This window comes from Streptomyces sp. NPDC056169, from assembly GCF_042268445.1.
In the GTDB taxonomy this organism is placed as follows: domain Bacteria; phylum Actinomycetota; class Actinomycetes; order Streptomycetales; family Streptomycetaceae; genus Streptomyces.
The window spans coordinates 119,139-143,232 of the sequence record NZ_JBHJUO010000013.1 but is presented as its reverse complement, the minus strand read 5'-3'; the positions used below and the strand labels follow the sequence as shown (position 1 = coordinate 143,232).

The 24,094-nt window shown below is 72.3% G+C and carries 22 protein-coding genes and 2 tRNA genes; 3 read left to right on the top strand and 21 right to left on the bottom strand.

The window, feature by feature from the left end:
- Positions 1-3: 3 nt before the first annotated feature.
- From ACFC0G_RS22680 to ACFC0G_RS22650, 7 genes are all read right to left on the bottom strand, one after another.
- Positions 4-633, bottom strand: coding sequence for a winged helix-turn-helix domain-containing protein (locus ACFC0G_RS22680; RefSeq protein WP_376405978.1), 630 nt, complete (start codon positions 631-633; stop codon positions 4-6).
- A gap of 95 nt (positions 634-728) precedes the next feature.
- Positions 729-3,218: a ComEC/Rec2 family competence protein gene (locus ACFC0G_RS22675; RefSeq protein WP_376405976.1), complete on the bottom strand. Its 2,490-nt coding sequence runs from the start codon at positions 3,216-3,218 to the stop codon at positions 729-731.
- Positions 3,215-3,883, bottom strand: coding sequence for a helix-hairpin-helix domain-containing protein (locus ACFC0G_RS22670; protein WP_376405974.1), 669 nt, complete (start codon positions 3,881-3,883; stop codon positions 3,215-3,217). The genes ACFC0G_RS22675 and ACFC0G_RS22670 overlap by 4 nt, the downstream gene beginning before the upstream one ends.
- A gap of 462 nt (positions 3,884-4,345) precedes the next feature.
- A complete protein-coding gene (locus ACFC0G_RS22665; RefSeq protein ID WP_376405972.1) occupies positions 4,346-5,191 on the bottom strand; it encodes a DegV family protein in 846 nt (281 codons plus the stop codon).
- 144 nt (positions 5,192-5,335) lie between these two features.
- Positions 5,336-6,091 (bottom strand): hypothetical protein, encoded by a 756-nt coding sequence (locus tag ACFC0G_RS22660; RefSeq protein WP_376405970.1) that lies wholly within the window; start codon positions 6,089-6,091, stop codon positions 5,336-5,338.
- A 123-nt stretch (positions 6,092-6,214) separates the two neighbouring features.
- Complete coding sequence (leuS, locus tag ACFC0G_RS22655) at positions 6,215-9,085, bottom strand: leucine--tRNA ligase (protein WP_376405968.1); 2,871 nt, start codon at positions 9,083-9,085, stop codon at positions 6,215-6,217.
- A 283-nt stretch (positions 9,086-9,368) separates the two neighbouring features.
- Positions 9,369-9,441: transfer RNA gene (locus ACFC0G_RS22650), tRNA-Ala, on the bottom strand.
- A gap of 124 nt (positions 9,442-9,565) precedes the next feature.
- On the opposite strand from ACFC0G_RS22650, the gene ACFC0G_RS22645 reads away from it, so the two are divergent.
- Positions 9,566-10,846 (top strand): glycosyltransferase 87 family protein, encoded by a 1,281-nt coding sequence (locus ACFC0G_RS22645; RefSeq protein ID WP_376405966.1) that lies wholly within the window; start codon positions 9,566-9,568, stop codon positions 10,844-10,846.
- Here ACFC0G_RS22645 and ACFC0G_RS22640 read toward each other — a convergent pair.
- Both ACFC0G_RS22640 and ACFC0G_RS22635 read right to left on the bottom strand, forming a co-directional pair.
- Positions 10,825-11,058 carry a hypothetical protein gene (locus ACFC0G_RS22640; protein ID WP_024756723.1) on the bottom strand — a complete coding sequence of 78 codons (234 nt, stop codon included), beginning with the start codon at positions 11,056-11,058 and terminating at the stop codon, positions 10,825-10,827. The genes ACFC0G_RS22645 and ACFC0G_RS22640 overlap by 22 nt on opposite strands.
- A gap of 137 nt (positions 11,059-11,195) precedes the next feature.
- Positions 11,196-12,551, bottom strand: a complete 1,356-nt coding sequence (locus ACFC0G_RS22635; RefSeq protein WP_376405964.1) for an MFS transporter — start codon at positions 12,549-12,551, stop codon at positions 11,196-11,198.
- A gap of 179 nt (positions 12,552-12,730) precedes the next feature.
- Between ACFC0G_RS22635 and ACFC0G_RS22630 the strand changes: the two genes are divergently transcribed.
- Positions 12,731-13,588: a helix-turn-helix transcriptional regulator gene (locus ACFC0G_RS22630; protein ID WP_376405962.1), complete on the top strand. Its 858-nt coding sequence runs from the start codon at positions 12,731-12,733 to the stop codon at positions 13,586-13,588.
- Positions 13,589-13,632: 44 nt separating this feature from the next.
- Here ACFC0G_RS22630 and ACFC0G_RS22625 read toward each other — a convergent pair.
- The 7 genes from ACFC0G_RS22625 to ACFC0G_RS22595 form a co-directional block, all read right to left on the bottom strand.
- Positions 13,633-13,705 (bottom strand) — tRNA-Ala (locus ACFC0G_RS22625).
- A gap of 95 nt (positions 13,706-13,800) precedes the next feature.
- Positions 13,801-14,454, bottom strand: a complete 654-nt coding sequence (locus tag ACFC0G_RS22620) for a histidine phosphatase family protein (RefSeq protein ID WP_376406247.1) — start codon at positions 14,452-14,454, stop codon at positions 13,801-13,803.
- Positions 14,451-14,915: a ribosome silencing factor gene (rsfS, locus tag ACFC0G_RS22615; protein ID WP_024756719.1), complete on the bottom strand. Its 465-nt coding sequence runs from the start codon at positions 14,913-14,915 to the stop codon at positions 14,451-14,453. Before rsfS ends, ACFC0G_RS22620 begins: the two co-directional genes overlap by 4 nt.
- Positions 14,916-14,998: 83 nt before the next feature.
- A complete protein-coding gene (locus ACFC0G_RS22610) occupies positions 14,999-16,726 on the bottom strand; it encodes an LCP family protein (protein WP_376405960.1) in 1,728 nt (575 codons plus the stop codon).
- Between the two features lie 19 nt (positions 16,727-16,745).
- Positions 16,746-17,366: a nicotinate-nucleotide adenylyltransferase gene (gene nadD / locus ACFC0G_RS22605; RefSeq protein ID WP_024756717.1), complete on the bottom strand. Its 621-nt coding sequence runs from the start codon at positions 17,364-17,366 to the stop codon at positions 16,746-16,748.
- Positions 17,367-17,418: 52 nt separating this feature from the next.
- Positions 17,419-17,583: a hypothetical protein gene (locus ACFC0G_RS22600; RefSeq protein WP_099054282.1), complete on the bottom strand. Its 165-nt coding sequence runs from the start codon at positions 17,581-17,583 to the stop codon at positions 17,419-17,421.
- Between the two features lie 84 nt (positions 17,584-17,667).
- On the bottom strand, positions 17,668-17,880 hold the full coding sequence (locus tag ACFC0G_RS22595) for a hypothetical protein (RefSeq protein ID WP_376406264.1): 213 nt from the start codon (positions 17,878-17,880) through the stop codon (positions 17,668-17,670).
- A gap of 128 nt (positions 17,881-18,008) precedes the next feature.
- Here ACFC0G_RS22595 and ACFC0G_RS22590 point away from each other — a divergent pair, with 128 nt between their 5' ends.
- Positions 18,009-19,145: a M48 family metallopeptidase gene (locus ACFC0G_RS22590; RefSeq protein WP_376405957.1), complete on the top strand. Its 1,137-nt coding sequence runs from the start codon at positions 18,009-18,011 to the stop codon at positions 19,143-19,145.
- On the opposite strand, the gene ACFC0G_RS22585 is transcribed toward ACFC0G_RS22590, so the two are convergent.
- From ACFC0G_RS22585 to proB, 5 genes are all read right to left on the bottom strand, one after another.
- A complete protein-coding gene (locus ACFC0G_RS22585; protein WP_376405955.1) occupies positions 19,130-20,212 on the bottom strand; it encodes a hypothetical protein in 1,083 nt (360 codons plus the stop codon). The genes ACFC0G_RS22590 and ACFC0G_RS22585 overlap by 16 nt on opposite strands.
- 71 nt (positions 20,213-20,283) lie before the next feature.
- On the bottom strand, positions 20,284-20,847 hold the full coding sequence (locus tag ACFC0G_RS22580) for a hypothetical protein (RefSeq protein WP_376405953.1): 564 nt from the start codon (positions 20,845-20,847) through the stop codon (positions 20,284-20,286).
- A 77-nt stretch (positions 20,848-20,924) separates the two neighbouring features.
- Complete coding sequence (locus ACFC0G_RS22575) at positions 20,925-22,208, bottom strand: glutamate-5-semialdehyde dehydrogenase (protein WP_376405951.1); 1,284 nt, start codon at positions 22,206-22,208, stop codon at positions 20,925-20,927.
- A gap of 62 nt (positions 22,209-22,270) precedes the next feature.
- Positions 22,271-22,774, bottom strand: a complete 504-nt coding sequence (locus ACFC0G_RS22570; protein WP_376405949.1) for a hypothetical protein — start codon at positions 22,772-22,774, stop codon at positions 22,271-22,273.
- A 137-nt stretch (positions 22,775-22,911) separates the two neighbouring features.
- The gene (gene proB, locus ACFC0G_RS22565; RefSeq protein WP_376406245.1) at positions 22,912-24,015 is read right to left on the bottom strand and encodes a glutamate 5-kinase; all 1,104 of its coding nucleotides are present in this window, start codon (positions 24,013-24,015) and stop codon (positions 22,912-22,914) included.
- Positions 24,016-24,094 lie beyond the last annotated feature (79 nt).

Sequence of the window (24,094 nt, the reverse complement as noted above, 5' to 3'; positions counted from 1 at the left end):
CGCTCACTCCTCTTCTTGTTCTCGGCGGTGGGGGAGGTCCTGCTCCAGGTAGGCGATGTGCAGGATGCTGACGGCCCGGGCGGCCTCGGGCCTGAGGGACGGGTCGGACTCGCGCCCCTCGTAGGGCCGGAGCAGTGCGCTCATCCGCTCTCCCAGGCCGGTCAGCTCCTCGGGGGTGAGGTAGAGCAGCGAGTCGCTGAACCGCTCGGCCTCGCGCCACTCCTTGGGCAGCGTGTGCCGGCGCTCCATGGCCCGGGTGACCCGCTCGAAGTAGCGCTCGGCGACGGCGCCCATGAGCGCGTCGGCGGCCTCCGTGACCGTGGCGTCCTCGCTGTACTCGGGCCACTCGGTGTACCGCGCGGTGGCCCGCCAGGGCTTCTCCCGCCCCCGACCCCCCGGCGCCTCCTCCACGAGGCCGTATTTGGCGAGTATCCGCAGGTGATAGGAGCAGCTGGCCACGGACTCACCGGTCAGCTCGGCGGCCTTGGTGGCGGTGAAGGGTCCGCTGCTGCGCAGCAGTCCCACCAGGGACATCCGCAGGGGGTGGGCGTAGGCCCGCAGGGCGCGCGGGTCGGTGAGGCGGATGCTGCGGGGCTGCTCGCCCTCGGGTCGCGGTTCGCTGATCTCCGGCATGATGGAAAGGTATCTTTAGAAAGACTTCTTTACAAGCGTTTCTTTACATGAAGCTCGCCCTCTCACTCCGATGGCTCACCCTCCGCCCCGACGACTCACGCTCCCCTCGGTACGGCCACGAGCCCGCGCCCCGCCCCCACCACGGCGATCGCCCCGTCCCGGTCGGTCCGCAGCACCCGCGCCCCGCCGGCCCGCAGGGCCTCCAGCGTCCGGGGTGAAGGATGCCCATACGGGTTGTCGTTTCCCACCGGAACCAGCGCGAGACGAGGCCGCGCCGCCCGTATCAGCCCCGGATCCTGGTGCGCGGACCCGTGGTGGGCGACCTTGAGCACGTCCACCGGCCCCAGCCCCGGACTGCTCCTCAGCAGCGCGCGCTGAGCCGGTGGTTCGAGGTCGCCCAGGAGCAGCAGACTCAGCCCTCCGGCGGCCCGGACGAGGAGGGTGACACTGGCGTCGTTCGCCCCGCCGGCCGACCCGTCGACCGGCCCGCCGGAACCCGCCGGCGGCCACAGGACCCACCATTCCAGGGCCCCGGCCCTCCGATGCTCCCCCGGCTGCGCACGGACCAACGGCACCCGCGCGGCGGCCGCCGTCCGCCGCACGAACGCGGCCTGGGCGGGCGGCTCTTCGAGCCCCGTGGTCTGGATCGCCCCCACCGACCGCCCCCGCAGCACCCCCGGCAGCCCGGCCACATGGTCGGCGTGGAAGTGCGTGAGCACCAGCAACGGAACCCGCCGCACCCCGAGCTCCCGCAGACAACGGTCCACCGGTACGGGATCGGGTCCCGCGTCCACCACGACGGCCGCGTCACCACCCGCCGCCAGCACCGTCGCGTCCCCCTGCCCCACCTGGCACATCGCGAACACCCAGCCCGGCGGCGGCCACCCGGTGGCCCACCTCGCCAACGGCACCGGCCGCACCACGACGAGGAGGAGCAGCGCGGCGACGAGCCCGGCGATCCACCCCCGGTGCGGCAGTCTGCGCGCTCCGAGCAGGACGAGCACCGTGAGCAGCGCCAGGGCCAGCCCGCCCCACCACCCGCCCGGCCAGGCCAACTGGGCCCCCGGCAGCTCCCCGCCCGCACGGGCCACGCCCGCGATCCACCCGGCCGGCCACCCCGCCGCCCACGCCGCCCCCACCGCGGCCGGCTCCCACACCTGCGCGAGGGCGAGCGCGGCGAAGCCGAGCACCGTCGCGGGCGCGACCGCCAGTTCGGCGAAGAGGTTCGCCGGGATCGCCACCAGACTCACCCGGGCGGCGAAGACCACCACCACCGGCGCACACACCGCCTGCGCCGCGAGCGCCGCCGCCAGCGCCTCCGCGAGCCGCCCCGGCACCCGGCGCCGCCGCAGCGCCTCGCTCCACCGCGGGGCGACCGTCAGCAGCGACCCGGTGGCCAGCACCGAGAGCAGGAACCCGTAACTCCGCGCCAGCCAGGGGTCGTAGAGCACCAGGAGCAGGACGGCGGCGGCCAGCGCGGGGATCAGCGATCTCCGGCGCCCGGTGCCGATCGCCAGGAGCACGACGAGCCCGCAGGCCGCCGCCCGCAACACGCTCGGATCGGGCCGGCAGACCACCACGAAGGCCAGCGTCAGCGCTCCCCCGGCCACCGCGGTCGCCCGCAGCGAGAGCCCGATCCGGGGAGCGAGCCCGCCCCTCTCCACCTGGTGCGCCCTCCCGGGACGCCCGATGAGCAGGAGCAGGACGACGGAGAGATTGCTACCTGAGACGGCGAGGAGATGCGTGAGGTCGGTGGCCTCGAAGGCGTCCCGCAGGTCCGGCCCGATCCTGGACGTGTCCCCGACGACAAGGCCCGGCAACAGGGCCCTCGCATCCGGAGCGAGCCCCTCGGTCGCCCTCCGCAGCCCGGCTCGCAACTCGCCCGCCGTGCGCTGCGGCGCGCTCGGCGGCCCCACGATCCGGGGCGGACCCGCCCCGTCGACCTTCAGCACCGCGGCGAACGGATCACCGGAACGCAACGGCGGCGCCAGCCGAGCTCCGACCCGCAGCCGGGTCGAGGGAAGGAGCCGCAGCCACTCCTCCCGCCCCTCCCCCGGCGGCACGATCAGCAGCACCGGCGCGCGCGTCCGGTGCACCGCACCGTCCGACCGCTCGACGCGGGTCACCTCGCCGTCGAGGACGACCGAGACCGGCGCCATCGCGTTGCCCCGCACCCGGGGCCGGGTGAGCCGTGGATCGGCGGTGACGGTGACCTCCACCTCCGCCCGGGCGTACTCCCGCGCCAGAGCCGGCACGGGACCCCGCCGCAGATCCGCCGCGTGCAGCCCCGCCGAGGCCGCCCCGGCCGCCGCACAGAGCAGGACCCCCGCGCACGCGGTCGCCCGCAACCTCCACCCGGGCGCCGCCGGGGACGTCCCCGGCCCGTCCGGCTCCCTTCCCGCGCCGCCCAGCCGCCGGGCCAGGGCCGGAACCAGCAGGAGGACAGCGCCCACCAGGCAGACCGTGACACCGACCACCGCCCACCACCCGGTGACGCCCACGGCACAGGCCGCGGCCGCCCAGGCCGCCACCGCGAGGGGAACGAGCCGCAGATCGGCCGGCCCCTCCGCCCCGGCCCGGTTCACGGCCGGACCAGCGTTTCGAGGTCGGCGAACCGGCGCTCCCCGATGCCGTTGACCTCCCGCAGCTCGGCCACCGACCGGAAGCCGCCGTGCTCCGCGCGATGGTCGACGATGTGCCGTGCGAGGACGGGACCGACCCCGGGCAGGGTGTCGAGCTGCTCCACGGTGGCCGCGTTGAGACTCAGCGGCGCCCCCGGCCCACCGGCCCCGGCCCCGGCACCGGCACCGCCGACGGCCACCCCCGGCAGCCCGACGAGGACCTGCTCGCCGTCCATGAGGACGCGGGCCCGGTTGATCCCGGTGAGATCGGCCCCGGGTTTCGCCCCGCCCGCGGCCCGCAGGGCATCCGCCACCCGCGAGCCCGCGGGCAGGGTCAGCACTCCGGGCCTGCGCACCGTGCCGCCGACGTCGACGACCACCTTCGCCCCGCCTGCCCCACCCACTCCAGGCGGCGGCCCCTGCTCGCTACCCGGCCGCGCCTGCCCCCCGGACACGGGCGCGGCGGGCGTGGCCGCCGCGGGGGCGGCACGGACGACCTCGGGGGCCCGCACCGGCTCCGGCCGCCCCGTCCAGAAGTACCCGCCCGCGAGGCCCGCGGCCACGAGCAGAATCACGGTCAGCGCGGCCAGAGCCCTCGGTTCGAGACCGCACCGCGTCTGCACCCACACCGGAGTCCGCTCCCGCACCGCCGCAGCCAGCCGCCCCCGGGGCCGTACCGGAGAACCACGCTCCGGCGCCTCCGGCGTCTCGGACCCGACCGACGGCGCCGACGGTACCGACGGCGCCGGCCGTGCCACCGGTGGGAACAGGGCGTCCCCCCGCCGCCGCACGACGGACCCGGGCACCTCGGCGACCCGGCGCACCCGGGCGCGCCCCCGGGCCCGCCCAGGAGGCACGCCGCGCCCTCCCGGGCGGCTGCGCCCGTCCGAACCCGGCGCCCTGCCGGGCCCGCTCGTCGGAGCTCCCGGCCTGTCCGCGACTCGGGTGGTGGTGATCGATGCGATACGTGTACGAAGAGCCATGCTCGTGACGGTAGAGAGCACGACCGCCCTGTGCGGGACTCACTCAAGTCCCGTGGACAAGCCTCCGGTTGTGGATATCTCCGTCACTCCCGTGGGGGACGGACGCGCTCAGCGCGGCGAGACGACGACCGCGAGAAGCCCCGGTCCCGTGTGCGCGCCGATGACGGCCCCCACCTCGCTGACGTGGAGTTCCTCGATGCCCGGGATCCGCTCCCTGAGCCGGTCGGCCAACACGGCGGCCCGTTCCGGCGCGGAGAGGTGGTGCACGGCGATGTCGACGGCGCCGGATCCGGCCCGCTCCACGGCGATCTCCTCCAGGCGGGCGATGGCCTTCGAGGCCGTCCGCACCTTCTCGCGCAGCTCGATCCGCCCGCCGTCGAGTTCGAGGAGCGGCTTCACCGCGAGCGCGGAGCCGAGCAGCGCCTGCGCGGTGCCGATGCGCCCGCCCCGGCGCAGATAGTCGAGCGTGTCGACGTAGAAGTAGGCGGAGGTTCCCGCGACGCGCTTCTCGGCCGCAGCGACGACCTCGTCGAGCGAGCCGTCCGCCTCCGCGACCTCCGCCGCGGCCAGGGCACAGAAGCCCAGCGCCATGCCGACCATGCGGGTGTCCACCACGCGCACCGGCACGGGAGCGTCCTTCGCCGCGAGCACGGCGGCGTCGTACGTCCCGGAGACCTCGGCGGACAGATGGAGCGAGACGACTCCCCGCGCCCCCGCCTCCGCCGCCTCGCGGTAGGCCGCGGCGAAGGTCTCGGGGCTCGGTCGCGAGGTGGTGACGGGCCGCCGCTTCTGCAGAGCCTCGGCGAGGGACCGGGCCGAGATCTCGGTGCCCTCCTCCAGCGCGCGGTCGCCGATGACGACGGTCAGCGGGACCGTCGTGATGGCGTGCCGATCCCTCGTCTGGGGTGGCAGGTAGGCCGTGGAATCGGTGACGATCGCGACATGCCGGGACATGAGCGGGAGGTTACCCGCCGGAGCCGCGGCGCGGCAGCCCGGCCCCCCGCCGGACGCCCCCGGCGTCTCCTACGGCACCACAGGCACAGCGCCACCAGGCACGGGCACGACGAAGCACGGCGACACGACGCGCCGCGCCGTCGGTCAGGTGGTCGTCTCCGGGCGCGCCGACTTCTCCCACGGGTAGGCGGTCCGCCGGGGATCACGCGCCGTGATCGCGGGCGGCTCGCCCCCGGCCGCAGAACCTGCCCCAGGTCCGGACGCAGGACGGGCAGCAGGACCGGTCGCAGAGCCGGCCGCCCCGGCGGGGCTCCCCCACCCTTCCGCCGCACGCGTCTCCGGCGCCGCCTCCGGGGTGTCCCAGTGGCGCAGGGCGCCCGCCTCGACGTCGATCTGGGCGCTCAGCGACGACAGGTCGTCCTCGGAGAACTTCAGGGCCCGGTCCCGGGCGGCCCGGCGCAGGGCGTCGGCCGACCCCGCGATCTGCTCCGTCCGCCGCGTGAGCTCGGGAAGCTGTCCGGCCACCCACGCCTTGTCGGGCTCGCGCTCCATGCGCTTCAGGTCGTCGTCCAGTTCGAGCCCGTGCGCGCTGAGCCGGTGGAACAGGTCGAGCGACTCCTTCAGCGAGGCGTCCTCGCCGACGCCCGCCTGGAGTGCCTCCTGCGTGGCCCGCATCGAGGTGCGCAGGGAGAGCCGCAGCTTGGCCAGCTCGCCCGCGACCCCGGCCTGGCCGAAGCTCTTGGCCCGCAGCGTGGTGTCCTCCACGGTGCGCCGGGCCTGGTCCAGGGTGCGGTCCACCCCGCGCTTGGCGGCCTTGGCCACCTTCACGGTGGCGTACACCCCGAGCGCCACGAAGGCGAAGAAGAGCAGCGCCATGATCGTGATAATCGCGGCTTCCATGTCCGCCCCTCCGGCATCCGTCGAGTCCCCACGACTGTGGTCTCTCCACCGTAAACGGAAAGGGCAGGCCAGGGGTTCCATCGGAACCCCCAACCTGCCCCTAGGGAAAACCCCTATGTGCCGTCAGGCGACGATGTTGACCAGCTTCGGCGCGCGCACGATCACCTTGCGGATCTCCGCGCCGCCCAGCGCCGCGACCACGTGCGGGTCGGCCAGCGCCAGCGCCTCCAGCTCCGCGTCCGTGATCGACGGGGAGACCTCCAGGCGGGCCCTGACCTTGCCCTTGATCTGCACGACGCAGGTCACGGTCTCGTCGACGACGTACGCCGGGTCGGCGACCGGGAAGTCCTGGTGGACGACCGATTCGGTGTGACCCAGCCTGCGCCACAGCTCCTCGGCGATGTGCGGGGCCAGCGGGGCGACCAGCAGCACCAGCTGCTCGGCGACCGGCCGGGACAGCGCGCCACCGGTCTTCGTCAGGTGGTTGTTCAGCTCGGTGACCTTGGCGATGGCGGTGTTGAAGCGCATGGCCGCCATGTCCTGCGCGACACCGTCGATCGCCTTGTGCAGGGCACGCAGCGTGTCCTCGTCGGCGGCGGTGTCGACGACGGTGACCTCACCGGTCGACTCGTCGACGATGTTGCGCCACAGGCGCTGCAGCAGCCGGTACTGGCCGACCACGGCGCGCGTGTCCCAGGGACGCGAGACGTCCAGCGGACCCATCGCCATCTCGTACAGGCGCAGGGTGTCGGCGCCGTACTCGGAGCAGATCTCGTCCGGCGTCACCGCGTTCTTCAGGGACTTGCCCATCTTGCCCAGGACGCGGCTGACCTTCTCGCCCTCGTACCAGAAGGCGCCGTCCCGCTCCTCGACCTCGGCCGCCGGCACGGCGATGCCGCGGGCGTCCCGGTAGACGAAGGCCTGGATCATGCCCTGGTTGTAGAGCTTGTGGAACGGCTCGGCCGAGGAGATGTGGCCCAGGTCGAACAGCATCTTGGACCAGAAGCGCGCATACAGCAGGTGCAGCACGGCGTGCTCGGCGCCGCCGACGTACAGGTCGACACCACCGGTCGGCATGCCCTCGCGCGGGCCCATCCAGTACTGCTCGACGGCGGGGTCGACCAGCTTCTCGGAGTTGTGCGGGTCCAGGTAGCGCAGCTCGTACCAGCAGGAGCCGGCCCAGTTGGGCATGGTGTTGGTCTCGCGGCGGTAACTCCGCGGACCGGCGCCGTCGCCCAGGTCCAGGGTGACGTTGACCCAGTCCTCGTTGCGGGACAGCGGGGTCTCCGGCTGGGTGTTCGCGTCGTCCGGGTCGAAGGTCCGCGGCGAGTAGTCCTCGACCTCCGGCAGCTCCAGCGGCAGCATCGACTCGGGCAGCGAGTGCGCGACGCCGTCCTCGTCGTAGACGATCGGGAAGGGCTCGCCCCAGTAGCGCTGGCGGCTGAACAGCCAGTCGCGCAGCCGGAAGTTGACGGTGCCCTCGCCGATGCCGCGGTCGGCCAGCCAGGAGGTGATCTTCGCCTTGGCGTCGACGACGCCCAGGCCGTCCAGCGAGATCTCACCGTTGGCGGAGTTGACCAGCTTCGCCTCGTAGGAGGCGAAGGCGTCGTCCCAGACCGACGGGTCCGTGCCGCGGTCGTCCGACGGCTCGACGACGCAGCGCATCGGCAGCTCGAAGGCGCGCGCGAAGGCGAAGTCGCGGGTGTCGTGCGCCGGGACGGCCATGATGGCGCCGGTGCCGTAGCCCATCAGGACGTAGTCGGCGATGAAGACCGGGACCCGCTCGCCGCTGACCGGGTTGGTCGCGTACGCGCCGGTGAAGACACCGGTCTTGTCCTTGGCCTCGGCCTGCCGCTCGACGTCGGACTTGGAAGCGGCCTGCTTGCGGTAGGCGTCGACGGCCTCGGACGGCGTTGCGTGCCCGCCGGTCCACACGTCGTGGGTGCCCTCGGGCCAGACGGCCGGGACGATCTTCTCGACCAGATCGTGCTCGGGCGCCAGGACCATGTAGGTGGCGCCGAACAGGGTGTCCTGGCGGGTGGTGAAGACCGTGATCGCACCGGTGTCGCCGACCTGGAAGTCGACGCGGGCGCCCTCGGAGCGGCCGATCCAGTTCCGCTGCTGCAGCTTGATGGCCTCGGGCCAGTCCAGCGCGTCCAGGTCGTCCAGCAGGCGGTCCGCGTAGGCGGTGATCCGCATGTTCCACTGGCGCAGCTTGGACTTGAAGACGGGGAAGTTGCCGCGCTCGGAGCGGCCGTCGGCGGTGACCTCCTCGTTGGCCAGGACCGTGCCCAGGCCGGGACACCAGTTGACGGGCGCGTCGGAGGCGTACGCCAGGCGGTACTCGCTCAGGACGTCGGAGCGCTCGGCGGCGCTCAGCTCGCTCCACGCGCGCGTGCCGGGGGCCTCACGCGTGCCGTTCTCGAACTGCTCGATCAGCTCGGCGATCGGACGGGCCTTGCCGGCCTCGTCGTCGTACCAGGAGTTGAAGATCTGCAGGAAGATCCACTGGGTCCACTTGTAGTACCCGGGGTCGATCGTGGCGAACGACCGGCGCTTGTCGTGGCCCAGGCCCAGCCGGCGCAGCTGGACCTTCATGTTCTCCATGTTGGCCTCGGTGGACACGCGCGGGTGCGTGCCCGTCTGCACGGCGTACTGCTCGGCCGGCAGGCCGAAGGCGTCGAAGCCCAGGGTGTGCAGCACGTTGTGGCCGGTCATGCGCGCGTGGCGGGCGTAGACGTCCGTGGCGATGTAGCCCAGCGGGTGACCGACGTGCAGGCCCGCACCCGAGGGGTACGGGAACATGTCCATGATGAACTTCTTGGGCTGGGCGGCGACCTCGGGGTCGCCCGCCAGGTCACCGGAGGGGTTCGGCGCCTCGTAGGTGCCCTCGGCGTCCCAGAAGTCCTGCCAGCGTGCCTCGATGTCGGCGGCCATGGCTGCCGTGTAGCGATGCGGGGCCGCCGTCTCGGCGGTCGTATTGATCTCGGTCATGGTCCTTGAAGCTCCATCGATCGTCTCTGCCCACTGCCACGAACTGCCGTTAAACGAAAAATCCCCTCGCACAGGAGGGGACGCCGCGCCGACTCCGGCGGGATGACGGTCGACGGGACGACAGTCATGCGCCGGGACTGATCAGCGCGGCTCGGTAAGCAGGAGGCGTACGGCACGCATGGCGCCAGGGTACCGCAGCGCCCGCGCGAGCCGCACCGGCGTTCCACGCGTGGACACACGAAGAAGCGGGCCACCCGATCCGGGTGACCCGCTTCCTTTTCTGTGGAGCTAAGGAGAATTGAACTCCTGACCTCCTGCATGCCATGCAGGCGCTCTACCAACTGAGCTATAGCCCCTTGCTGTTTTCCGTCTCCGTTTCGGTTTCCCTCGCGGCGACAGACAGAACATTAACCGGCTCCCCGGCAGAACTCCAAATCGATTCTCCGACCCCCTCCGACCTGCCGGGTAGGGTCGCCGACTGTGTCCGTCTCCGTGCTCTCCAAAACCCGCGCCCGGCCGTGGCCCCTGGTCACCGCCGCGGCGGTCTGTCTGCTCTCGTTCGCGGCCTTCTGGGTGGCGCAACGCCTCGCCCACGTGAACATGCTCGACGTGATGGTCTACCGGGCCGAGGGCGAGACGGTGCGGGCCGGCGGCGACCTCTACGCGATGCGCGCCACCTCGGCGAACCTCGCCATGACGTATCCGCCCTTCGCGGCCCTGCTGTTCGTCCCGCTGACCCTGGTGAGCGTCCCGGTGATGCGGACGCTCGCGACCGCGGGGAACCTGCTCCTGGTGATCGCCCTGGTCCAGCTGTCGCTCCAGCTGGTCCGTCCGGCGCTGTCCCGGACGGACCTGTGGCGTACGACGCTGTGGGTCGCCGCGGCCGTGGTCTGGTGCGAGCCGGTGTGGACGACGCTGCGGTACGGCCAGATCAACCTGCTCATAGCGGTGGCGGTCCTCTGGGACCTCACCCGCCGCCAGGGCAGCCGCTGGGCCGGTCTGGGCATCGGCCTCGCGACAGCGGTGAAGCTCACACCGGGACTCTTCGTGGTCCTGCTGCTCGCCGCCGGTCTGCTGCTGTGGCGCCGGGACCGGGCCTGGAACCAGTGGCTGCGCACGGGGGCGACGGCGACCGGGGTGTTCCTGGCGACGACGCTGGCCGTGGCGCTGGCCCTGCCGGCGGACTCGAAGAAGTTCTGGACGGAGACGCTCTTCGCGACCGGTCGGGTCGGCTTCGCCGAGGAGACCGCCAACCAGTCCATCAGCGGTGTCCTGGCCCGGCTGATGCACACGGACTCCCCGGGCATCTGGTGGGTACTGACCGCCGCCGTCATGGGCGGTGCGGCGATGGTCCTCGCGGTACGGGCCGCCGTCCGCGGCGACAAGGCGGTGGCCGTGGTCATCTGCGCGTTCACGGCGCTGATGATCAGCCCGATCTCGTGGTCCCACCACTGGGTCTGGTGCGTGCCGCTGCTGATCCTGCTCGCGGACCGCGCCACGCGCGCGTGGCCGGTGACCGGTGTGGTGGCCGTGGCCTTCGCGTCGTTCGCGCTGTGGTGGGTGCCGCACGACCCGGGCCGTCCCGAACTGGACCAGAACGCGGGACAGATGCTGCTCTCCGCCGTCTATCCGCTCACCGCGACGGCGCTGCTCGTGGGGTACGTGCTGACCCTGCGGCGTCAGGCGCCGCCCCAGGCTCAGGCCGGGGCCCCGGCTCGAGCTCCGGCCGAGGCGCCGCTTCAGGCTCTGGCGAAGGAGTAGAACCTCTTGAGGGTGCAGTGCTCGTCGAGGAGCCGGCCGTAGATCGGCTCCCCCTCCAGCTCGCGGTACGTCTCGATGGGGTCGCCTTTTATGATCAGCGCCCGCGCGCACTCCTCGCACCAGTACTGGAACTCGGGGTTGACGGGGTCCATGTCGCGCACGATGGGCGTACCGCTGCCGCACCAGTCGCACTTCCGCCTGTGTGCACCCATCAGTCAGCTCCAGCTGTGGCCGCAGGCCGTGCACCCATAGGACACCCTGCCGTTGTCGCCGAGCACTTGGGTCACCCTCCCGTCCGGATCCTCGTCCCCCTCCGGCCGTCCGATTCTGCCATGGCCCCGCAAGGGGGTCAGCGCGCTCGCCTGGGCAGCCCCGCCACGGCGCCCACGACCGCCGCGGCGGCCAGGGCCAGGGTGGTCGCCCACAGCGCGTCGGCGGAGGCCTGCGCTCCGGGAACCGTCACCCGGCCCAGGAAGAGGGCGCCGAAGGCCGCGACTCCGATGAGCTGGCCGAGCTGGGTGACGGTCGCGAGCAGTCCACTGGCGTCCGCCGCGTCCTCGGGCCGTACGGTGGCCAGCGCGCCGGTCAGGGCGGGGCTGAAGGCCAGCGCGATGCCCACGCCCACGCCGCACAGGGCCGGATAGAGCATCCAGCCACCCGAGCCGCCGTCCCCGAGGGACAGTCCGAGGGCGAGCAGGGCGACGGCCGCGAGCAGGAATCCGCCCGGGATAAGCATGCGTTGCGTCCGGGCCGGCCAGCGCCGCCAGGTCAGTCCGACGACGCCGAACGCGACGGCGGCGGGACCGAAGGTGAGTCCGGCGCGCAGGGCGCTGTGGCCGAGCCCACCCTGCAAGTGCAGGGTGAGGGTGAACAGGAACCCGGCGTTGACGCCCATCGCCACGGCGATCCGGACGACGGCCCGCCCCATGCCGGGCACGCGCAGGACGCGCGGGGCGATGAGGGGCGCGCCGCCGCGCCGGGCCAGCCCCGACTCGTACGCGCCGAACACGGCGAGGAGCACCGCGGAGCCGCCGAGCGAGACCCACGACCACAGCGGCCAGCCCTGCTCCTCCCCGAGGACCAGGGGGACGGTCAGCAGGGACACGGCGGCCGCGAGGAGCAGCAGCCCCGGCAGGTCGAGGCCACGGGTCCGCTCGGGCCCGGTACGGGCGTCGCGGGGGAGGATCCGGGCGCCGAGGACGAGCAGGGCGATCCCGATCGGGACGTTGACGAGGAAGACCGGCCGCCAGCCCGTGCCGAACAGGTCGGCGCTGACGAGGATGCCGCCGACGACCTGGCCGGCGGCGGCGCCGGTGGCCAGGACCGCGGAGTACGCGCCGAGCGCCCGGACCCGGCTCTCGCCGGTGAAGTTCCGCTGGATGAGGCTGAGCACCTGCGGGAGCATCAGGGCGGAGCCGGCGCCCTGGACGAGCCGGAAGGCGATCAACTGGCCGGTTCCGGCGGCGAGTCCGCAGGCCAGGGAGGCCGCGGTGAAGAGGGCGAGGCCGCCGAGGTACATCCGGCGGTGGCCGAGCAGGTCCCCGAGCCGGGCCCCGGTGATGAGCAGCACCGCGTAGGTGATGGTGTATCCGGCGACGACGAGCTGAAGTCCGGCTCCGGACGCGGAGAGTTCGGTGCGGATGGTGGGGGCGGCGACGTTGACGATGAAGACGTCGAGGAGCGCCATGAACTGGGCGGCCAGCACCACTCCGAGCAGCGGTCCGGGGCGATTGTCGGTGGCACGGTCTTTACTGGGTGTGGGACGTGTTGTGGTCGAGGGCATACGACGAGAGTGACCTCGGTCCGATACGGGTAACGAGAGCCCGCTGATGCTGGTACTGACACCACCTGGCAACGGCGGCACGGGGACTCGACCATGGGGGTGTGACGACTTTGGCAGCTGTACCGACCCAGCCGCGCCGACGGCCTGAGCTGGCCGCGTTCCTGCGCAGCCGCAGAGCCCGGGTGACACCGGAGGACGTCGGCATGCCGCCGGGATTCCGGCGCCGCACACCGGGGCTGCGCCGCGAGGAGGTCGCCCAGCTCTCCGGCGTCGGGGTGACCTGGTACACCTGGCTCGAACAGGGCCGTCCGATCAACGCCTCCGCGCAGGTGCTCGACGCCGTCGCCCGCACGCTCCGCCTCGACCGGCCCGAGCGCGAGCATCTCTACCACCTCGCCGAGGTGCCGTACGCCCCGGAGCGCACGGCCCCTGACGTCGAGGTCGTCAGCCCCGAGATCCAGGGGATCCTCGACGCCCTGGACCCGCACCCGGCGGTGCTCTACAACGCGCGGTACGACGTGCTGGCGACGAACACCACGTACGAGCGGCTCTTCCTGTGGGACGGAAGCACCCTGGACACGGGCCCGTTCGGTTTACGCAACGTGCTGTGGGCGCTGTTCACCGCGCCGGAGCCGATATGTCCCCTGGTCGACCGCGAGCAGGAGCTGCCGCTGATGGTGGCCCAGCTGCGGGGCGCGTACGGACGGCACGTGGGCGAGCCCTCCTGGGAGGCGTTCGTACGGCGTCTGGCGGAGGCCAGCCCTCTCTTCGCGCGGCTCTGGAGGAGCGGCGACGTCGTCCCGCCCGGGACCCGGGTGAAGACCTTCCGTCACGACGCGGTCGGCGAGATGCGGATGACCTCGGTCTCCCTGTCCGTCAACGGGATGCCGGAGTGCCGGATCGTGACGTACACGCCCAACGACGAGGAGAGCCGCCGCGCGATCCGCGCGCTGGGCTGAAACGACGAATCCCGCCCCCTGTTGGGGACGGGATTCGGTGACTGTGGAGCTAAGGAGAATTGAACTCCTGACCTCCTGCATGCCATGCAGGCGCTCTACCAACTGAGCTATAGCCCCTCGTGTTCTTCGCGCTCTGCGCTGCGAACAAGAAGAACTTTAGCCTGTGACCTGCCGGAAAGCGAAATCCGGGTCCGGCAGGCCGCTCACGTGCCTCAGTCGTCGTCGCCGAGGACCGGCTCGGGCAGCGTGCCGGCGTTGTGCTCCATCAGGCGCCAGCCACGAGCGCCCTCGCCGAGGACGGACCAGCAGCAGTTGGAGAGCCCACCCAGGCTCTCCCAGTGCTGGGCCTCCAGGCCGAGGAGCCGGCCGATGGTGGTGCGGATCGTGCCGCCGTGGCTCACGACGACGAGCGTGCCGTCCTCGGGGAGCTTGTCGGCGTGCTCCAGGACCACCGGAGCGGCCCGGTCGGCCACCTCGGTCTCCAGTTCGCCGCCGCCCCGGCGCACAGGCTCGCCGCGCTTCCACGCGGCGTACTGGTCGCCGTACCGGCCGACGATCTCGTCGTGGGTCAGCCCCTGCCACTCCCCCGCGTACGTCTCGCGCAGGGCGGAGTCGTGGTCGACGGTGTGGCCGGTGAGCGCGGCGAGCTCGGCGGCGGTGGCCGACGCCCGCTTCAGGTCGGAGGCCACGATGGCGTCCGGCTTCAGCGCGGCGAGCAGCCGGGCGGCCCGGCGCGCCTGGGCGACACCGGCCTCCGTCAGCTCGATGTCCGTCGACCCCTGGAACCTGCGCTCGAGGTTCCAGGAGGTCTGGCCGTGACGCCAGAGGACGATGCGGCGGCCGATGCCGCCCTTGGTGGTGCTCAGCTCAGCTCACCGTCCGGTCCCTCGGGCAGGCCGGACCCGGCGTCGATGTCGGCGCCGGTCAGGGCGGCGTGCTCGGCGGCCTTGCCGCGCGTCTTCAGGGCTTCCTCGGGCAGCGGGAGCTCGGGGCAGTCCTTCCACAGGCGCTCGAGGGCGTAGAAGACACGCTCCTCGCTGTGCTGGACGTGGACGACGATGTCGACGTAGTCCAGGAGGATCCAGCGGGCGTCGCGGTCGCCCTCGCGGCGCACGGGCTTGGCGCCGAGGTCCTTGTTCAGCCGCTCCTCGATCTCGTCGACGATCGACTTGACCTGGCGGTCGTTGGGCGCGGAGGCGAGCAGGAAGGCGTCGGTGATCGACAGCACATCGCTGACGTCGTACGCGATGATGTCGTGAGCGAGCCGGTCGGCGGCCGCCAGAGCGGCGGCGTTGACGAGCTCGATGGAGCGATCCGTAGCGGTCACAAGCAGGCTTTCGTCGGCGGTCCAGTACCCCTCCAGGGTCTCACGGACCGCCGACGACCCCGCCAACGTTTATCCGGGGGGCTCTACCGGGCCTTCGGGACCTTGTAGTCCTGGCCCAGGACCACGGTCACGGCGGCGGTTCCCGTGGGCTTGCCCTTCTGGACCGAGCCGGCCGGCAGCCCCAGGGTCTTGGCCACCTCGGCGGCCGTCACCTTCTGGGCCTCGTCACCGTAGACGACCTGCGACTTCTCCTGGGTTTCCGCGTCGGTGCCGCCGATGAAGGCGTACCCGCCGTTGATCAGGACGATCCGGGCCGACTCGGTCGCCTCCTTGCCGGAGCCGTCCCGCACGGAGACCCGCGGCACGTCGCCCGCCTCGGGGGCGGAGACCTTGCCGCCGAGGATGTCCTTCACGACGCTGTCGCTCGCGCCCTCGGCCAGCGTGCCGTCCTGCTCGACCGGCAGCAGGGCCGTCTTGTAGGCGCCGCTCTTGGCGTGCTCGGCGAGCTTGGCGAGGGAGGCGCCGAGGTCCTTCTCGGGGAGCGACGGGTCGAGGATCTGGACCAGGGACTCGACGGTGACCGTGGCGGCCTTGGGGTCGTCGGAGATCTTCCGCAGCACCCCGTTCATGACCTGGCCGAAGCGCTGGAGCTGCTTGGCCTCGGCCTCGCCGGGCGCGCGGTAGGTGGCGTAGGCGACGGCCGCGCGGCCGTTCAGGGTCTGCTTCTCGCCCTTCTCGACGAGCGGCGGCGCGCCCTTCTTCGTGTCGGGGACGGCCGTGTCCGTGTCGACCTCGATGCTGCTGACCAGCTCGACCAGGTTCTCCAGGAACGGGGTGTCCAGCCGCCAGGTACCGGTGATCTTCGCGCCGAGGAGGTTGCCGATCGCCTCGCGGGTGCCGCCCGAACCGTCGTCCTCGACGGACTTGCCGAGGGTGGTCGCGGAACCCTCGCCGTCGGCGACGGCGAGCGAGTTGGGGAGCAGGACGGTGGTGCCCTGCTTGGTGGTGGTGTTGTCCACGAGCAGGGCGGTGGAGGTCCCGCCGCCCCTCGTGTCGTGGAGGTGGACGACGATCGTGTCGCGCTTCTGCGGGCCGGTCGCCGTGCCCTGCTGCTGCTCCGGGGCGGAGCTGCCGGGGAGCATCCCCGCGGACCAGAGGTAGCCGACACCGCCCGCGGCGGCGAGCACGAGGACGACGACGAGCGCGACGATCCGGTTGCGGCCGCGCCGCCTGGCCTCCTCGCGCCGCTCCGAGCGGCTCTCGGTGAACTTCAGCCAGTCGATGACGTCCTCGGAGTCCTCGTCGGGCTCCTCGATGAACGAGAACTGCTCGGTGCGGTACTCCCGGTCGTCGTCGCCCTGCCGCGCCGGGCCGGGCCGCTCGGACGCGGGGCGCTGCCCGGGAACACCGGCCGGAGCCACCGGAGCCGACGGTGCGGCCTGCACCGCCTGGGCGGTCGGCATGGCCTGGGTCGTCGGCATCGCCTGCGTGGCCTGTACGGGGGCGGGCTCGGCCTGCGCGGCCCACTGCTGCCCGGTGTCGTACGAGGGGTAGGCGTAGCCCTGCTGCCCGTACGGGTCGTACGGCGGCTGCTGGGCGGGCTGGACGGGCTGCTGCTGGGCGTAGGGGTCGTAGCCGTACGCCTGCTGTTGCTGCTGCGCCTGCTGCTGACCGCCGTACGGGTCGTCATACTGCTGACCGGGCTGCTGCGGTGGCTGCGGCTGCTGGTACACCGGCTGCCCGTACGCGTCGTAGCCGATGATCTGCGGCTGCGGATAGTACGGGTCGTACGGATTCTGCTGGTCGTTCACCGGTGGCCCTCCCCGAAGCTCACTCGCCGCGGTACAACTGGCGCTTGTCGATGTAGCGCACCACACCGTCCGGGACGAGATACCAGACGGGATCGCCCTGCGCGACCCGCGCCCGGCAGTCGGTGGACGAGATCGCGAGCGCGGGAACCTCGACCAGCGAGACCCCGCCCTTGGGCAGTCCGTCGTCGGTGAGGTCGTGGCCCGGCCGGGTGACGCCGATGAAGTGCGCGAGCGAGAAGAGCTCCTCGGCGTCGCGCCAGGTGAGGATCTGCGACAGCGCGTCGGCCCCGGTGATGAAGAAGAGGTCCGAGTCGCTGTTGAGAGAGCGCAGGTCCCTCAGCGTGTCGATCGTGTAGGTCGCGCCGGGTCGGTCGATGTCGATCCGGCTGACCGAGAACTGCGGGTTGGACGCGGTGGCGATGACCGTCATCAGGTAGCGGTCCTCCGCCGCCGACACGGCCTTGTGGCCCTTCTGCCACGGCTGCCCGGTCGGCACGAACACCACCTCGTCGAGGTGGAACAGGGCGGCCACCTCACTGGCGGCCACCAGGTGACCGTGGTGAATCGGGTCGAACGTTCCGCCCATCACGCCGAGTCGGCGTTTGCCGCGGCCGCCGGTAGACACTTCCTGCTCTCCCATGCGTGCAGAGCCTACTGGCACCGCGGCTGACGCCGGATCGGCGGTCGTCGGATCAGCGGTCGCGGTTGAAGCGCGTGGTGATCCACAGCAGCAGGAGCAGCGCGCCGAAGGCGCCGAAGCCGGTGAGGTACGGGTTGAGGCTGTCGTGGTTGCCACCGTGCTCGGCAGCGCCCTCGGCGAGCGTGACCAGGTTGGCGGCGGTGCTGTGGAGGCTCATCGTCAACAGGACCTATCGATCGGGAATGGGAGCGGAGACTTCGCGCACATCGTATGCGGGCCGTCCGGACAGTCTCACGCCGACTCAGGCGTTGGCGTCGTCAGTGCTGATGTCGGCGCCGGTGTCGGCTTCGGCGGGCGTACCGGTGTCGTCGGAGCGGTAGCCGCGCAGCAGGAACCAGGCGAGCAGGGCGCCGCCCACGATCGAGGCGACGAGCACGATCCGGAGGGTGTTCCCCAGGCCCACGGGTTCGGCGGCCGCGAGCAGGGCCGCGGCGGCGTCGATGGTGTCCGGCATGTCGGTCGTGCTCCTCGCTGGTCCACGGTGCCCGAGTTATCCACAGGCCCCGGCACACGGTAGCGCCACCGCCTAGGCTGGGTTCCGTCAGGGGGACGAGCACCGACTCGTACGAACAGGGGGCATCCATGACCGAGAACCACCAGGGGAACGTGCCGAGCAGGCAGCGAAAGCGGTTCCCCGGCATCTCCTCGCGGGCCTACGAACATCCGGCCGACCGCTCGGCGCTGGTCGCGCTGCGGAAGCTCAGCGGCTTCGACACGGCCTTCAAGGCACTCAGCGGACTCCTCCCCGAGCGCAGCCTGAGACTGCTCTTCCTCTCCGACTCCGTCCGGGTGAGCGACGCGCAGTTCAGTCAGCTCAACGACATGCTGAGGGACGCCTGTTACATCCTGGACCTGGAGAAGGTCCCGTCGATGTACGTCACGCAGGACCCCAAGCCCAACGCGATGTGCATCGGCATGGACGAGCCGATCATCGTGGTCACCACCGGCCTGGTGGAGCTGCTCGACGAGGAGGAGATGCGGGCGGTCATCGGCCACGAGGTGGGGCACGCGCTCTCCGGCCACGCCGTGTACCGCACGATCCTGCTGTTCCTCACCAGCCTCGCGCTCAAGATCGCCTGGGTGCCGCTGGGGACCGTGGCGATCACGGCCATCGTGACGGCGCTGCGCGAGTGGTTCCGCAAGTCGGAGCTCTCCGCCGACCGGGCCGGGCTCCTCGTCGGACAGGACGTGCAGGCCTCGATGCGCGGCCTGATGAAGATCGCCGGCGGCAACCACCTCCACGAGATGAACGTGGACGCGTTCCTCGCCCAGGCCGACGAGTACGAGAAGGCCGGCGACCTGAGGGACTCGGTCCTGAAGATCCTCAACGTGCTGCCCCGCTCGCACCCCTTCACCACCGTCCGGGCCGCCGAGCTGAAGAAGTGGTCGGAGAGCCGCGATCACCAGCGGATCATGGACGGGCACTACCCGCGGCGCTCCGAGGACAAGGACACCTCGGTCACGGACTCCTTCCGCGAGTCGGCCAACCACTACGCGGAGACGGTGCGGACCAGCAAGGATCCGCTGATCAAGCTGGTCGGGGACATAGCCGGTGGCGCCGGTGACCTCGCGGGCGACCTGGGCGGGCGACTGCGCAACCGCTTCAGCGGCGGCCAGAGCGCCAAGGACACCGACGGCAAGCCGGGGACCGGGGCCGCGGACGGCAAGGCCGACGGCAAGAGCGACGGCGGGACCGGGGACGGTCAGGGCGAGGGCTGAGCGCTCGGCGCCAGCGCTCCGCACAGGGACGGGGCCGCGGGCCTGGCCGTGGCGTACGGGTCGGTGACCGCCGGCCCGCCCGCCTCCGGGGCCCGCGCGCCGGCCAGGAGCGGCTTCAGGGTGCCGGTGGAGCCGGGGCCGCACGCCTGCGGTCCGGCCTCCACCGTGCTGGCCAGCAGCTCGGCCCGGTGCATGCGCAGGTCCTCGCGGTCGAAGCGGAAGTGCACGACGCGATGGACGGTGAAGAGCGAGGCCGCGGTGACCGGTCCCACACCCCCGGTCGCCGGACGCAGGGCGTAGGTGTACGTGTGGTCGGCGGTGACGTCCAGCGTGTCAGGACCGGACTCCTCGAAGCGGAGCGTGCCCTGCACGCGGGTGCCGGGGTCGGCGAGCGCGACCTGTCGCGGGTCGAAGCGGACGAGCCAGCCGGCGAGGGCGTGCTGTCCGTCGTCGGCCGGCGACTCGACGCTCCGGTCGAACTGCTCCAGCTGATCCGGGTCGAGCAGCAGCCGGACGGGCCGCACGGTCGTCCCGGAGAGGGTGTCGGGCGCCAGGGAGGAGGCGACGAGGTAGTCCTTGGCGATGCTGAGGGCGGCGACGACCTGGCTCTCGGCGAAGTGGGAGGTGCGTCCGACGACGGGCAGATTGATGCCGGCGGCTCCCGTGCGGTACTCGGCGGCCGGGCTGTGGGAGAAGAGCTGATCCGGCCGGCCGCCCGGGACGGTGCCCTGCGGGGCGAGCGGGACCACGGTGGTCCGCAGCGGTTCGGCCCGCTGGTCGACGGGGGGCTGGTACGGGTTGCGGACGCCCAGGTAGATGGCGGTGCCGAAGGCGAGGAGGATCAGCAGGACCAGCAGGACGGCCTGGCGGGAGCCGGTTCGGCCCTCTCTGGAGGCCCGGGACCTGACGGCCTGGGCGTACTCCCCCATCCGCTCCTGGGCGGAGAACTCCTGGAGGCGGGCAGCACGGACGAACGCCTCGTCGAAGACGACGGATCGGTATTCGTCCTCACCACCGCCGGGGAGACCCTCGGGTGTCCCCTCAGGCGGGTCGCCACGCCCTGCCATACCTTCAGGGTAGGTCCGCGGAGGCTCCGGTAAACGCCCAGGTGTGCGACAACTTCTGAAGAGTTCCGCCGTCAGGGTGTACGAGGGGCCGCGGGGACCGGGGAACCGTGGGCCGCGGGCGGGGCCGGGGCCGGGTTCGGGGTGTCCACGCCGGTGGTGGCCGGCGCCGGGATCCGGTCCTGGCGGTTGGCGACGGCGCCGCGGTAGACGGCGCTGAAGGCGAGGGCGACCATGCCGATGCCCATGAGGAGGGCCAGGAGCCAGGCGACGGGCCGGTGCCAGCGGGCGCGCCCCCGGTAGGGGCGCAGGGCGCCGCCGTGGCGGCCGTAGGGGCTGGCGTCGTCCCCGATGTCGTCGGGCTCGTAGGTGAGGCCCGTGGGGTCGTAGCCGTCCGGGTACGGGTCGTCGTCGATGGATCCGCCGCCGGCGCGGGCCCGGGCGGATTCGGCCTCGGCTCGGGCCTGGGCGGCGGCGAGGAGTCGCTCGACCGCGGTGGGCTCGTGCACCGTGGCGGCCCGCACGAAGGCCTCGTCGAAGACCACGGTGGCGTAGTCCTCGTCGGCGCCTCCGCGGTCGACAGAGTCCTCAGGGTCGCCGCCGTCCGGGAACGGCGTGCCCCCCACGTCGTCCGGCACGGATTCAGAGTAGACCCGGGAGCCGGTTTTGGGCAGGGAGAGCGCGAACCCTCCCCGCCCGTCCCGGAAGGAGGCGGTTATCGAACGTGGCCGTCGCCGGTGACGATGTACTTGGTCGAGGTCAGTTCGGGAAGCCCCATGGGGCCCCGGGCGTGGAGCTTCTGCGTGGAGATGCCGATCTCGGCGCCGAAACCGAACTGCCCGCCGTCCGTGAACCGGGTGGAGGCGTTCACGGCCACCGTGGTGGAGTCGACCAGCTGGGTGAAACGGCGCGCGGCGGCCTGCGAGGTGGTGACGATCGCCTCGGTGTGGCCGGAGGACCACATGCGGATGTGCTCCACGGCCTTGTCGAGGGAGTCGACGACGGCGGCGGCGATGTCGTACGAGAGGTACTCGGTCTCCCAGTCCTCGGGCGTGGCCGGTACGACGGTGGCCTTGGACGCCGGGGCGTGGGCGAGGACCCGCTCGTCGGCGTGGACGGTGACGCCGGCCTCGGCGAGGGCGTCGAGGGCCCGGGGCAGGAAGGCCTCGGCGATGTCCTGGTGGACGAGGAGGGTCTCGGCGGAGTTGCAGACGCTGGGCCGCTGGGCCTTGGAGTTGATCAGGATGTCGACGGCCATGTCGAGGTCGGCGTGGGCATCGACGTAGACGTGGCAGTTGCCGGTGCCGGTCTCGATGACCGGGACGGTGGACTCCTCGACGACGGTGCGGATGAGGGAGGCGCCGCCGCGCGGGATGAGGACGTCGACGAGGCCGCGGGCGCGCATCAGCTCGCGGACCGACTCGCGGGACTCGCCGGGGACGAGCTGGACGGCGTCGGCGGGCAGTCCGGCGCCGCCGACGGCGTCGCGCAGGACCTTCACCAGGGCGGTGTTGGAGGCGTACGCGGAGGACGAGCCGCGGAGGAGGACGGCGTTGCCGGACTTGAGGCAGAGGGCGGCGGCGTCGACGGTGACGTTGGGGCGGGCCTCGTAGATGATGCCGACGACGCCGAGGGGGACGCGGACCTGACGGAGGTCGATGCCGTTGGGGAGGGTCGAGCCGCGGACGACCTCGCCGACGGGGTCGGGCAGCGCGGCGACGTGACGGACGTCGGCGGCGATGGCCCGGACGCGCTCCGGGGTGAGGGTGAGCCGGTCGATGATGCCCTCGTCGGTGCCGGCCGCACGGGCCTTGGCGATGTCCTCGGCGTTGGCCTCGACGATCTCGGCGGTGCGGACTTCGAGGGCGTCCGCGATCGCCAGCAGGGCGTCGTCCTTGGCCGCGCGCGGGAGTGGCGCGATTTCGGCGGCGGCGCCACGGGCCCGGTAGGCGGCCCGGGTGACCGGGGAGAGGTTGTCGAGGGGCGTGAGCGAGGTCATGCCCGCAGGGTACTGGCACCCCTGCGGACATCCCTCACGTATCCCGCACTCCGAGACACCCCTCAGTAGGGGTGGACGCCGACCGGCGCGGCCGGTGGCGGGCCGTAGCCCTCCGCGATCCGCAGGTGGTAGGTCTCGCGGTCGATGACCTCGAGACCGACGATCTCCCAGGGCGGCAGCTTGGCCGTCTGCCGGTGCTCGCCCCACAGGCGCAGGGCGACGGCCGCGGCGTCGTGGAGGTCGCGGGCCTCCTCCCAGTACCGGATCTCGGCGTGGTCGTTGGCGTAGCGGCTGGTCAGCAGGAAGGGGTGGTCGTGGGCCAGCTGTTCGAGCCCGCGCCGCACCTCCTTCAGCGGCGACTCCGCTCCGGAGACGCTGAGGGTGATGTGCCAGAGTTTGGACACGGGCCGCTCCTCGGCGCGTGATTCCCGTGTCTCGGTGGTGGTCTCGGTCTTCGTGTCCGTGGACCTGTCCCGTGCCTCGTCGAAGTCGGCTCCGGCCTCGACACTGGTCAGGGCGCGTTCGGCAGTCCCGCGGGGCGGTGCCCCAGGGCGCGCTCGTCTCACCGGCGGCCTCCTGTGTGATGCGTGTGGTGCTGTACCCCGCCTTGCTCTTACCCCCGAGACAAAGTTGACCAGCCCGAGGCGGCAGATGGGGCGGTTTTGGTAAAGGTCCCTTCCGGATGGCCGTACTTTCAGCCGTTTCAGCGGATGACGACCAGGTCGTCACGGTGGACGACCTCGCGCTCGTACTCAGGGCCGAGTTCCCGCGCGAGCTCGGGCGTGGACCGGCCGAGCAGCTGGGGGATCTCCTTGGCGTCGAAGTTGACGAGGCCGCGGGCGACGGCTCGTCCCTCCGTGTCGCGGAGCTCGACGGGGTCACCGGCCACGAAGTCGCCTTCGACGCCCGCGATACCGGCCGCGAGCAGGGACTTCTTGCCCTCGACGACCGCGCGTACGGCTCCGGCGTCGAGGGTCAGGGAGCCCTGCGGGGTGGAGGCGTGGGCGAGCCAGAGGAGCCGGTCGGCGGAGCGGCGGCCGGTGGGGTGGAAGTACGTGCCGGTGTCCCGGCCCGCGAGGGCGTCGGCGGCGCGGCTCGCGGAGGTGAGGACCACGGGGGTGCCGGCGGCGGCGGCGATCCGGGCCGCCTCGACCTTGGTGACCATGCCGCCGGTGCCGACGCCCGCCTTGCCGGCCGCGCCGATCTCGACGTGGGCGATGTCCTGGGGGCCGGTGACCTGCGCGATCCTCGACGTGCCGGGCTTGGCCGGGTCGCCGTCGTAGAGCCCGTCGACGTCGGAGAGCAGGACGAGCAGGTCCGCCCGGACGAGGTGGGCGACGAGGGCGGCGAGCCGGTCGTTGTCGCCGAAGCGGATCTCGTCCGTGGCGACGGTGTCGTTCTCGTTGACGACGGGCAGCGCGCCCATGGCGAGGAGCTGGTCGAGCGTCCGGTAGGCGTTGCGGTAGTGGGCGCGACGGCTGGTGTCGTCCGTGGTGAGGAGGACCTGGCCGACGCGCACGCCGTAGCGGGCGAAGGAGGCGGTGTAGCGGGCGACGAGGAGGCCCTGGCCGACGCTGGCGGCGGCCTGCTGGCGGGCGAGGTCCTTGGGGCGGCGGGTGAGGCCGAGCGGGGCGAGGCCTGCCGCGATGGCGCCGGAGGAGACGAGGACGATCTCCTTCTCGCCGCCGCTGCGGACCTTGGCGAGGACGTCCACGAGGGCGTCGACGCGGTCGGCGTCGAGGCCCCCGGAAGCGGTGGTGAGCGAGGAGGAGCCGACCTTGACGACGATCCTGCGGGCCTCCGTCACGTACTGCCTTGCCACGTCCGTCTGTCCCGTCACCTGCGTCGTCACCTGCGTCGTCCTCACTCGGATGTCCCACGCGCCG

What these genes read in the sequence shown, in the direction of transcription:
- leuS (WP_376405968.1), bottom strand. Translation starts at nt 9,085, where the DNA reads ATGACCGAGATCAATACGACCGCCGAGACGGCGGCCCCGCATCGCTAC.
- nadD (WP_024756717.1), bottom strand. Translation starts at nt 17,366, where the DNA reads ATGGGAGAGCAGGAAGTGTCTACCGGCGGCCGCGGCAAACGCCGACTC.
- ACFC0G_RS22575 (WP_376405951.1), bottom strand. Translation starts at nt 22,208, where the DNA reads ATGACCTCGCTCACGCCCCTCGACAACCTCTCCCCGGTCACCCGGGCC.
- ACFC0G_RS22665 (WP_376405972.1), bottom strand. Translation starts at nt 5,191, where the DNA reads ATGTCCCGGCATGTCGCGATCGTCACCGATTCCACGGCCTACCTGCCA.
- ACFC0G_RS22595 (WP_376406264.1), bottom strand. Translation starts at nt 17,880, where the DNA reads ATGCCGGACACCATCGACGCCGCCGCGGCCCTGCTCGCGGCCGCCGAA.
- ACFC0G_RS22585 (WP_376405955.1), bottom strand. Translation starts at nt 20,212, where the DNA reads ATGGCAGGGCGTGGCGACCCGCCTGAGGGGACACCCGAGGGTCTCCCC.
- ACFC0G_RS22640 (WP_024756723.1), bottom strand. Translation starts at nt 11,058, where the DNA reads ATGGGTGCACACAGGCGGAAGTGCGACTGGTGCGGCAGCGGTACGCCC.
- ACFC0G_RS22660 (WP_376405970.1), bottom strand. Translation starts at nt 6,091, where the DNA reads ATGGAAGCCGCGATTATCACGATCATGGCGCTGCTCTTCTTCGCCTTC.
- ACFC0G_RS22680 (WP_376405978.1), bottom strand. Translation starts at nt 633, where the DNA reads ATGCCGGAGATCAGCGAACCGCGACCCGAGGGCGAGCAGCCCCGCAGC.
- ACFC0G_RS22590 (WP_376405957.1), top strand. Translation starts at nt 18,009, where the DNA reads ATGACCGAGAACCACCAGGGGAACGTGCCGAGCAGGCAGCGAAAGCGG.
- ACFC0G_RS22600 (WP_099054282.1), bottom strand. Translation starts at nt 17,583, where the DNA reads ATGAGCCTCCACAGCACCGCCGCCAACCTGGTCACGCTCGCCGAGGGC.